At 67.2% G+C, this 9,912-nt stretch carries 11 protein-coding genes; 6 read left to right on the top strand and 5 right to left on the bottom strand.

Annotation, left to right across the window (positions count from 1 at the left end; genetic code table 11):
• The coding region (locus JWQ05_RS18890) for a DUF6502 family protein (protein WP_299661845.1) at window positions 1-351 on the bottom strand (351 nt) is incomplete at its 3' end.
• A gap of 411 nt (window positions 352-762) precedes the next feature.
• Here JWQ05_RS18890 and JWQ05_RS18885 point away from each other — a divergent pair.
• The 3 genes from JWQ05_RS18885 to JWQ05_RS18875 all read left to right on the top strand — a co-directional run bounded on the left by JWQ05_RS18885 (window position 763) and on the right by JWQ05_RS18875 (window position 2,975).
• Window positions 763-903, top strand: a complete 141-nt coding sequence (locus tag JWQ05_RS18885) for a hypothetical protein (RefSeq protein WP_299661842.1) — start codon at window positions 763-765, stop codon at window positions 901-903.
• Between the two features lie 334 nt (window positions 904-1,237).
• Entirely contained in the window at window positions 1,238-1,744 is a 507-nt protein-coding gene (locus JWQ05_RS18880) for a hypothetical protein (RefSeq protein WP_299661839.1), read from the top strand.
• A 217-nt stretch (window positions 1,745-1,961) separates the two neighbouring features.
• Window positions 1,962-2,975 carry an HD domain-containing phosphohydrolase gene (locus tag JWQ05_RS18875; RefSeq protein ID WP_299661836.1) on the top strand — a complete coding sequence of 338 codons (1,014 nt, stop codon included), beginning with the start codon at window positions 1,962-1,964 and terminating at the stop codon, window positions 2,973-2,975.
• Between the two features lie 409 nt (window positions 2,976-3,384).
• Here JWQ05_RS18875 and JWQ05_RS18870 read toward each other — a convergent pair whose 3' ends face one another.
• Entirely contained in the window at window positions 3,385-3,639 is a 255-nt protein-coding gene (locus tag JWQ05_RS18870; protein ID WP_299661833.1) for a hypothetical protein, read from the bottom strand.
• Window positions 3,636-4,358, bottom strand: a complete 723-nt coding sequence (locus tag JWQ05_RS18865) for a Crp/Fnr family transcriptional regulator (protein WP_299661830.1) — start codon at window positions 4,356-4,358, stop codon at window positions 3,636-3,638. Before JWQ05_RS18865 ends, JWQ05_RS18870 begins: the two co-directional genes overlap by 4 nt.
• A 511-nt stretch (window positions 4,359-4,869) precedes the next feature.
• Between JWQ05_RS18865 and JWQ05_RS18860 the strand changes: the two genes are divergently transcribed.
• Window positions 4,870-5,571 (top strand): Crp/Fnr family transcriptional regulator, encoded by a 702-nt coding sequence (locus JWQ05_RS18860; RefSeq protein WP_299661827.1) that lies wholly within the window; start codon window positions 4,870-4,872, stop codon window positions 5,569-5,571.
• Between the two features lie 31 nt (window positions 5,572-5,602).
• Here the strand turns inward: JWQ05_RS18860 and JWQ05_RS18855 are convergent, their stop codons facing one another.
• The gene (locus tag JWQ05_RS18855; RefSeq protein ID WP_299661824.1) at window positions 5,603-5,854 is read right to left on the bottom strand and encodes a hypothetical protein; all 252 of its coding nucleotides are present in this window, start codon (window positions 5,852-5,854) and stop codon (window positions 5,603-5,605) included.
• Between the two features lie 126 nt (window positions 5,855-5,980).
• Window positions 5,981-6,982, bottom strand: coding sequence for an SDR family oxidoreductase (locus tag JWQ05_RS18850; protein WP_299661821.1), 1,002 nt, complete (start codon window positions 6,980-6,982; stop codon window positions 5,981-5,983).
• Window positions 6,983-7,306: 324 nt separating this feature from the next.
• Here JWQ05_RS18850 and JWQ05_RS18845 point away from each other — a divergent pair, with 324 nt between their 5' ends.
• Window positions 7,307-8,896, top strand: coding sequence for an ABC transporter substrate-binding protein (locus tag JWQ05_RS18845; protein WP_299661818.1), 1,590 nt, complete (start codon window positions 7,307-7,309; stop codon window positions 8,894-8,896).
• Between the two features lie 9 nt (window positions 8,897-8,905).
• Window positions 8,906-9,892 (top strand): ABC transporter permease, encoded by a 987-nt coding sequence (locus JWQ05_RS18840; RefSeq protein WP_299661815.1) that lies wholly within the window; start codon window positions 8,906-8,908, stop codon window positions 9,890-9,892.
• Window positions 9,893-9,912: the final 20 nt, after the last annotated feature.

Raw genomic sequence — 9,912 nt, 5'->3', positions numbered from 1 at the left:
TTGCCCGGCGGCATCGGTGAATTTCGGATCGGCCAGCCAGCGCGCGATGATCCGGCTCGTGCGCGAGACCGCCGAGGGTACGGCGCTCACCGGCGCGCCGGCTCCGCGGAGGCGGCTCACCTCCTTGCGGTGGATGCCCGTGAGAAGACTGACGCGGCTGTCCGTCTGCTCCTTGCCCGGCAAGGCGAAGTCGTACTCGGCGACGTTGACGTAAAGTTCGCGCAGGAGCGTGGTCAGGGCCGGGAAGGTGATGCCGCGCGCCACGAACAGACGCACCAGCGGGCGCAGCAGGCGCGCCACCGGAGCATGCAGGTTCGCCCCCTCGGAGGGTGCATCGGACGGATCGGTCATGCTGCCACCTTAGGCGTTCGCCCGTGGGCGACAATCCCACGCGGTGCGAACCGGCACGCGATGTCCCCGATTTTCGATTGACGTGGGAAATTTGCACACATAAAAAATCTCGTGGTCATTTTTCCCACGGAGCCTTTCGATGATCCCGTTGCGGCCCGGTCGTTCAGCGTCCTGCCTCGCGCCGATGCGGATCGAACACGCCAAGGGAGCGGCGATCTCCCCACGCGGGCACGGCTCCTTCCTCGCGCGCGGCCTGCTCGTCCTGGCCGCCCTCGCACTGCCCGTTCTCGGAAGCCGATTGGCTGATCGAACAGCTCAGCCCATGGCGTCCCGGACGGTGCAGGTCGCTGTCGTCCGCACACCGCCCCCGGTGCGGATGACGGCGGCTTTCGAGCCGGTGGATGCGCGGTGATGCCGATCGCACCAAGCCTGATGGCGCGGCGTCCGTTTCGCGAGATGCTTCGCGACGAGCCGATCCTGGCGATCGACCTCCTGCTCTGCACCGTCCTGGCCTCGGCGGTGGTGGGCCTGCTCGTCCTCGCCCTCTGCTAGCGCGGCCAAGTGCACTGACTCGTCTGCCGAAGCCCTGTCCGCCGGATCGTCCAGCCATGGCCACATACCGCCTCGACCCGCGAATGAGCCCCTCGCTTCGCGCTTGCAAAGCCGCGTCGGCGGAACCGTACGGAATCGGCGCCTGGCGCACGCTGCCGGTTCGGATTTTCAGGACTCTAGCGCGAAAGTGGGATGGCAACCGGCGCGGCAGGGTGTGAATCGTTAACCGATCCACGGCACCGTGTGGGTGTGGGTAATTATCCCACCCGGGTTAGGGCGACCGATGTCGACGATCTCTCAGCAACTTCCCCCGCTTCCCCTGCCTCGGCATCGGATGCCCGAAGCCCTGACCGCCAAGACTGCGGCGAGCGGTGTCGCCGGCACCGATGCCACCTCCGCGTCGTCGACCCTCGATCCGACCGCAAGCGATTCGACGAGCAGCGCAAGCAGCACGGACACCACCTCGCTGGATCCGTCCAGCCTGAAGGACCGGATCGACAGCCTTCTCGCGCAGCAGGTGCAGAGCGGGACCTTGACGAGTGCCCAGGCCGACACCCTGAAGAGCGCCTTCCGGAATCCTGAGAACGGAATCGAGGGCGGCGGAGGCAGGCGCCCGCAGGGCCCACCGCCCGGCCCGCCGCCGGATGCCACGAGCGATACCGCGTCGGATGCGACGACCACGAGCGCGACCGCCTCCACGGCATCCACGACCGACGATCTGCTGGCGAGCTTCGTCAAGCAATTGCAGTCGAGCCAGGATCGCACGAGCACCTACGGCGCCGGCGGCACGCGCGGCGGCGGTCAGGTCGCGAGTTCCCTCCTCCTCAACTTCAAGGCCTGAGCATCGCCGCGAACAGGGGCGGCGATGCACCGACGCCACGGCCGCGCAAATCCACAGCCCGCGCCGCGCCCTGATCCACGAAGGCCAGCGACAACACCGGAAATTTGGTGTGGAAGGAGATTTCGCCGGATTGTCTTGGCCGGATCGTCGAGGCTGTGGGGATGCGCGCTCGGCGGCCCCGCAGACCCTTCCGGCGCCGGAATTCGGGACTTCTTCGATGTTCGTGCTCATCCTCGACGACGCACCGCTCAACAACCTGCTGCTCGCGGAGGTCATTCGCGACCTTCCCGGCTGCACGGTTCGGGATTTCACGCGGCCCGCCGACGCCATGGCGTTCGTCCAGGCGAACGCGGCAGAGATCGGCGTCGCGATCTCCGACTACGAAATGCCGGAAATGAACGGAATCGAGTTCATCCGCAGCGCACGGATGGTCGCGGGCTTCGCGCACGTGCCGATCGTCATGGTGACGAGCCTCGATCAGCGCAGCCTGCGCCGGGAAGCCCTGACGGCGGGCGCCACCGACTTCCTCGCAAAGCCCTTCGATGCGGTCGAGATCCGGGCCCGGGTCTCGAACCTCCTGGCGCTGAACCAGGCACGCCTCGACCAGGCCGACCGCGCGGCCTGGCTCGACCGCGAGGTGAAGGCAGCAACGGCCCTGATCGCCGCGCGCGAGCGGGAGATCGTGATGATGCTCATGAAGGCCGCCGAGCATCGGGACAACGAAACCGGCAACCACGTGGCCCGCGTCGCCGGCCTCGTCACGGTCATCGCCGCCGGTCTCGGCCTTCCCGAGCGGGAGGTCGAGCAGCTCAGCCTCGCCTCGACGATGCACGATGTCGGCAAGATCAGCGTTCCGGATTCGATCCTGCTGAAGCCCGGTCCGCTGACGGATGCGGAGCGCAGCGAGATGCAGACCCATGCCGAGCGCGGCAAGCGCATCCTCGAAGGAAGTTCGTCCAGCCTGATGCAGCTTGCGGCCGAAATCGCCGCCACCCATCACGAACGCTGGGACGGCACCGGCTACCCGGTCGGGCTCAGCGGCGAAGCGATCCCGCTGTCGGGCCGCATCGTCGCCATCGCCGACGTCTACGACGCCCTGACCTCCGAGCGTCCCTACAAGAAGGCCTGGAGCGAGGCGGAAGCGCTCCAGCACATCCGCGCCAATGCGGGATCGCACTTCGATCCGGCCTGCGTCGAGGCGTTTCTGCGGGCGCGGAACGCGCCGGGCTGACATCTTCCCGCCCCGGAAGAGGCTGGGCGGTCGGCGCGGAATGATCGGGCGATGCCCATCGCGATGGAACGAGCGCGCAGCCCGAGCATCGGCATCACGCACCGGCGCACCGCGATCGTCCCGGTTGGCGGTTTGACATCGAGGTGATGACACGTTCGGTTGCGGGCTTTCGCCTGCGTCGTGAGCCCGGATGCATGCAGGGTCTAAAAAGTGGGGTCTCGCCGACACGATCGGGGGGCAAGGCATCGGCGAGACCGGTCGAACACGTGCGTGCCCAACGGTTTGGAGCATGGGCACCGGCGAACACGCCCGCACTTACAAAGGTCAAACCGGCCGGATTTCCGATGGGGTTTTGCAGGACGCGTTTGGAAACGGACCTTCGCGCCGTCCGCGCCCGGGATGCCGGGCGTCAGATTTGAACAACGTCCCTCGCGAGTTGGCGCGCGATCCAGGCCAGTGCGTCATCCAGGTTGTCGAAGACGGGGGCGTGGGGGTCGTCGGCTCGCCCGAAGCCGGCTTCCAGGAACCATTTCCCGGCGTCCGAGGCATGATCCGTCGAGAGCTGTACAAGGACCGCGACGAGCAAGCCGTCCTCGAAGACGAGGCGGCTCTCATGGTCGCTGCTGCCCGTCGCGACCTGGACGGGCTGGGTTTTCAAGGTCATGCCGCGGCCCGCGTTCCCAGGTGCAGGTACTTGGCGTTGAACTCGGCAATCGTCTTCAGGCGCTGGCGATCGAGGATCTTGAGGGTCTTGCCCTTGAGTTCGATCACACCCTTGCGCCGGAGTTCCTGAAGCGAGCGGTTCACGTGCACGTTCGAGAGCCCGACGGTGTCGGCGAGATCGAGCTGGGTGACGGGAAATTCGTAGGAATCCTCGCTGGCGAAGCCGACGACCTGGAGGCGCACCAGCAACTCGCAGAACAGATGCGCGATCCGCTCGATGGCCGAGCGGCAGCCCACGTTGACGAGCCACTCGCGCAACGTCGCCTCGTCCACGAGGGTGGACATCCGCAGCGCGCGCGCGACTGTGGGATGGTCCTTCAGCAGCCGCCTGACGACGTCGCTCGGGATGCGCACGACGCGGCAGGCCGAGAGCGTGGTGATGGTGTGGTCCATCCGGTCCAGCAGGGCCACGTCGAGGTCGCAGGAATCCCCCGGCACCAGATAGGCGGTGATCTGGCGCGCGCCGTTCGCCCGGTGTTTCTGGCGACAGGCAATCCCCTCCATGACGAGGATCACGCCGTCGGGCGGATCGCCTTCCCGGATCAGGTCGATGCGTGGACCGATGAGTTGGGCGTTGGCACTGATCCGTTCCAGGACCGTTCGGTCGAGCTCGCTGAGCGGCCCGAAGCCTTCGAGTTTGCGGACGAGTGGATTGGACATGTCGGGGCGCGGCGCGGGCGGATGGGGGAGCGGGTCGACGTCCGTTCGAGATGGGGGTGTCATCGGATCATGCGCGATCCCGCTGGCCCCGCCGCGGCCGGACCCGTGCAGTGGCTGAACCGAAGATCGAAACGAACGCGCGCACGCCGTCCTGCCGCGGATGGGACGAATCCTGGGCCATCGACGCCCGCCACCCGCGGAGAAGCACCTCAGCTCGTCGAGCCGACGCCACCATGTCCCTGTCTCCCAAACCAACGCCGCAGACTGAAGGGGGGCGGCCACAGGCAGATCGATCGCCTTTAGCCTGCGATTTCTCGTGGTGTAAGCTCGCGTTGCCGGTTCGTATGATTTCAAACACTAACCTATGTTTACAGGTGCGTAGAGATTGATCCTCTTGGCTGCAGCATGCCTTAACTTCTTTCGTTGATCTGAGGTGGTCTCCTCGATATCCGCGCCTATGGGCAGGAGAGGCTGGTCTTTCTGACCCGAGAAGCGGACCAGACCTCGCCACATGTCGATCCCAACCCTGAACCGCGTGCTGCGCCGCCTGCCGACGGAGGAGTGCGCACGGCTCGCGGTCTTCCTGGAGCGGATCGAGCTGCCGGCGCGGCATGTCCTGATCCACGCGGATGCGCCCGTCGATCGCTGCTACTTCCTCGAGAGCGGCCTCGTCTCCGTCGTCATGCAGGTCGACGCCACGCGGGTGGAGGTCGGCATGATCGGGACCGAAGGCGTCGTCTGCGGGCCTTCCCTGCTGATTGAGGGCCAATCCTCCCCCTACGCGTATGTCGTTCAGATCGCGGGCGTCGCCCACGGGATCGCGCTGCGCGACCTGCGCGGCGCCGTCCGCAGCTGCTCGGCCCTCGGCCCGCACTTGCAGCGCTGCGTCCAGGCGGAGCTGTTCCAGGCGCGCCACACCGCCTTCGTCAACGCCAGCTTCAGCATCGAGACGCGCCTCGCCCGCTGGCTCCTGATGTGTCACGACCGGGTCGAAGGCGACGAGCTGGCCCTCACCCACGAGGTCCTGGCCGTGATGCTGGGCGTGCAGCGCTCGGGCGTGACCCTCGCCGTCCAGAATCTCGAAGGCTCCGGGCGCATCCGGGCACGCAGGGGCCGGATCACCATCCTCGACCGGGAGCGCCTGCGCGATGCCGCCGGGGGAAGCTATGGAATCGCCGAAGCGTTCCATGAGCGGCTGATGGCGGAGGTTTGAGGGGAGATGCGACGACCCTCCGGCAGCAACGCTAAGCCGAGGGCTCGGAAATGCGGGCCCGGTGGCGCTCCAGCGCTTCGCGCAGCCGTGGCAGCACCGGCGAATGGCTCTCCATTCGCGCGAGCGCCGCGCTGAGGCGATCGAGGGCCTTGAGCTGCGCCGTCAAACCCGGCGATTGGGCGAGATAGGCCCAGATCGCATCGTCGGCCTGCCCGATATCGACGGGCTGCTCGGCGAGCATCAGTGCCTCGAAGCGCTGGAGCGTGTGCGCGAGATCCGGCATGGCGACGCCCTCCCTGCTGAAATGACGGTTTCGGTCGTTCGGTGCACCCGGGCGCGGCGCGCGGCGCCTGCCCCAGGATGCTCGGAGCCGGCGTGGCGTTTGCCGGCCGGCCCCGAGGTGATCGCCTCAGCGCCGGCCGCCGCCGATCAGGCTGGCGGCCGCGAGACCGAAGCCGGCGACGACGGCGGCCGTGGTCAGCGGATGCAGGCTGGCGCGGGTATAGAAGCTGCGGCGCATGACATAGCCCGGATGGTCACCCGCCACGCGGCCCCCGAGCCCTGCCTCGAAGAGCGCGCCGCCCCGGTCGCGGGGTGCTTCCGCCCGCTGCTGCTGTGCCGTCATCGTGCGGGCGATCCGGTCGAAGGCCCGGGGCGCCATGCGCTTGGCGCTGCTCATCAGGCGCCCGCCGCCGCCGATATAGATGTCGCGTTGGGGATGCACGGCGGCGTGGACGATGGCGTTCGCCACCTCCTCCGTGCGGTAGATCGGCGGCGGCAGCTTCGGCTCGTGGTCGGTGTAGTTGCGGGCGTTCTGCGGGAACGGCGTGTCGATGGACGCCGGCTTGATCAGCGTGACGGCGACCGATGCGCCTTCCTCCTCCAGTTCGACGCGCAAGGCGTCGGTGAACCCTTTGATGGCGTGCTTGCTGGCGCTGTACATGCCCTGCAGGGGGAAGGCGATGTCGGAGGCGACGCTGCCGAGGTTGATCAGCACGCCGCGCGATGCCTTCAGGTGCGGGGCCGCCACCAGCGAACCGTAGACCACGCCCCAGAAATTGGTCTGGAACAGACGCAGATGGTCGGCGTCGCTGACCTCCTCCAGCCGTCCGAAGATCGAGAGGCCGGCATCGTTCACCCAGGTGTCGATGCGCCCGAAGCGATCGATGGTCCGGTCGGCGACGGCCTGGACCTGGGCGCGCTCGCCGACGTCGGCCACCACGTGCAAGGCCTCGCCGCCCGCCGCCTCGATCTCGCGCTGAACCTCGGCGAGCACGTCGCCGTTGCGCGCGGCGAGCACCACCTTCGCGCCGGCCGCGGCGGCCATCCGGGCCGTGGCGAGGCCGATGCCGCTGGACGCACCGGTGATGACGATGACCTGTTGGTCGAGGGGCTTTCGGGTGTCGAACATGCGGTCTCGATTCCTGCGCTCGCGGGTGACGGGGTTGCCGGATCAACCAGCGCCGAACCCCGCCTGTTCAGCGGTGAGAGCCGCCGCGCGACCGCGTGCGTCCATCGGGCCGCTGCCCGGGACTTGACCGTTTCGTGGCTATTGACCGAATTTTGGGCATCGAACGCCGGCGGCATCACCGATAGGAGCCGGCGCGCAACACCGTGGATGGCGCGCAGAAGCCCGTTCGGGCTTGGCCCGATCCATGCCAAGCTGGTCTCAGGCCTCGGGTCGGCACGCACGAAAAGGATGGATCCCTTGTTGAAGTCCACGGTCAAAGCGTTCGTGTCGGCAACAGCCCTCGCCGGGTGTCTCGGGTTCGGAATCGCCGGTCCGGCCCAGGCCGCCAACGTGTTCCGCTTCGCCTTCCAGGGGGACATCAAGTCCCTCGATCCCTATTCGCTGAAGGAAAGCTTCACGATCGGGATGCACGGCGCGATCTTCGACTCGCTGATTACCCGCGACAAGGACCTGAACATCGTCCCCATGCTCGCGGAATCCTGGGAGACGCCTGAGCCGACCCGTTGGCGCTTCCACCTGCGCAAGGGCGTGAAATTCCACGACGGCTCGGACTTCACGGCCGACGACGTCATCTTCTCCGCCACCCGCGTGCGGGCGCCGGGCTCGAACTTCACCACCAACGTGCCCTCCGATGCCACGTGGGTGAAGGTCGACGACCACACCGTCGACATGGTCCTCAAGAGCCCGAACCCCATCGCCCTGTATCAGTTCTCGACCTGGTACATCATGTCGAAATCCTGGGCCGAGAAGACCGGCGCCGTGGCACCGACCCTGCCGAGCGCCACCTCCACGAGCTACGCCGCGCTCCACGAGAACGGCACCGGGCCCTTCATCGTCTCCGAGCACCAGCCGGGCGTGCGCACGGTGTTCAAGAAGAACCCGAATTACTGGGGCAAGGTGGAATCGAACCTCGACGAGGCGGTCTTCACCACCATCCAGAACGACGCGACGCGCGTCGCCGCCCTGATCTCGGGCGAGGTCGACTGGATCGAGCCCGTGCCGCTGCAGGACGCGCAGCGCGTGAACGCCAGCGGCACCGCCGCGGTGATGGCAGGCCCGGAACTGCGCACGATCTTCCTCGGCATGGACCAGTCGCGCGACGAGCTCAAGGACTCGAACGTCAAGGGCAAGAACCCGTTCAAGGACGTCCGCGTGCGCGAGGCCTTCTACCGGGCCATCGACGAGGAGACGATCGCCAAGCGCGTCATGCGCGGTCAGGCGGTGCCCTCCGCCCTGCTGATCGCGCCGGTGCTCTTCCCGCGTGCCGCCGAGTTCAAGCGGCCGGACTACGACCCGAAGCGCGCCAAGGCTCTGCTCACCGAGGCCGGCTACCCGGACGGTTTCTCGCTCGGCATGGATTGCCCGAACGACCGCTACGTCAACGACGAGGCGATCTGCCAGGCGGTGGTCTCGATGCTGGCCCGCATCGACGTGAAGCTCGACCTGCAGGCCCAGACCCGCAACAAGTTCTTCGCCAAGATCATGCGCAAGGGCGACTACAGCCCGGCCAAGGTCAACCTCTACCTGATGGCCTGGTCGCCGGCCTCGACCTACGACGTGCACAACGTGTTCGATTCGCTGCTGCAGACACCTTCGCCGGTCACCAAGCGCGGCCAGGCGAACATCGGCGGCTACTCCAACCCGGCGCTCGACGCGCTGGCCGACAAGATCGACCAGGAGGCCGATCCGAAGGCGCGCCAGGACATGGTGCGGGCGGCAACGAAGATCTATGTCGACGACTACGCCTACGTGCCGCTGCACCAGCAGGCGATCGTGTGGGCGGTGCGCAAGAACGTCGACGTCTTCCAGCCGGCGGACAACACCTTCCCGCTGCGCTGGGTCTCTGTCCACTGAGACCGGCGCGTGTTCCTGTTCGTGCTGCAACGGTTGGCCCAGTCGCTCGGCGTGATGCTCGCAGTGGCGCTGGTGGCGTTCTCGCTCTTCAACTTCATCGGCGACCCGATCAACAGCATGACGGGCCCCGACACGTCGAACGCGGAGCGCGAAGCGCTGCGCGTGCAGCTCGGTCTCGACCAGGGCGCCGTCGTGCAGTTCAGGCGCTTCGTTCTCAACGCGGCGCGCGGCCGCTTTGGCAAGAGCTACCAGCAGGGCCGGCCGGTGGCCGAGCTCATCGGCGAGAAGCTGCCCGCCACGCTCGAGCTCAGCATGCTGGCCGCCTTGACGGCGCTGGTGCTCGGTGTGCTGGGCGGTGTCTACACGGCGCTGCGGCGGGACGCATTGAGTTCACGAGTGCTGTTGACCGCTTCGCTGGTCGGCCTGTCGCTGCCCACCTTCCTGATCGGCATTTTGCTGATCATGGTGTTCTCGGTGTGGCTCGGCTGGCTGCCGTCGTTCGGCCGCGGCGACGTGGTGCAGATCGGCCCATGGTCGACCGGCCTGCTGCGTTGGGAAGGCCTTCGCGCCCTGGTGTTGCCGGTGGCCACGCTCGCGTTGTTCCAGATGGCGCTCACCATGCGGCTGGTGCGCTCGGAGATGCTGGAGGTGCTGCGGGCCGACTACATCCGCTTCGCGCGGGCGCGGGGCCTGCCAGACCGGATCGTCGACTTTCGCCATGCGCTGAAGAACACGCTCATTCCGGTGATCACGGTCACCGGACTGCAGCTCGGCTCGATCATCGCGTTCTCGATCATTACCGAGAGCGTGTTCCAGTGGCCCGGCATGGGCCTCATGTTCATCCAGGCCGTTCAGTTCGGCGACATCCCCGTGATGTCGGCGTACCTCGTGCTGATCGCCTTCCTCTTCGTCATGATCAACCTCGTCGTGGACCTGCTGTACTACTGGGTCGATCCGCGCATGCGCAGCCAGATCGGAGGCGCGGGTGGCCACTGACACCGACACCGACACTCATA

Source organism: Methylobacterium sp., from assembly GCF_028290105.1.
GTDB lineage: Bacteria > Pseudomonadota > Alphaproteobacteria > Rhizobiales > Beijerinckiaceae > Methylobacterium.
The sequence above is the reverse complement of the archived record's forward strand: the minus strand, read 5'-3'. Positions and strand labels throughout refer to the sequence as shown.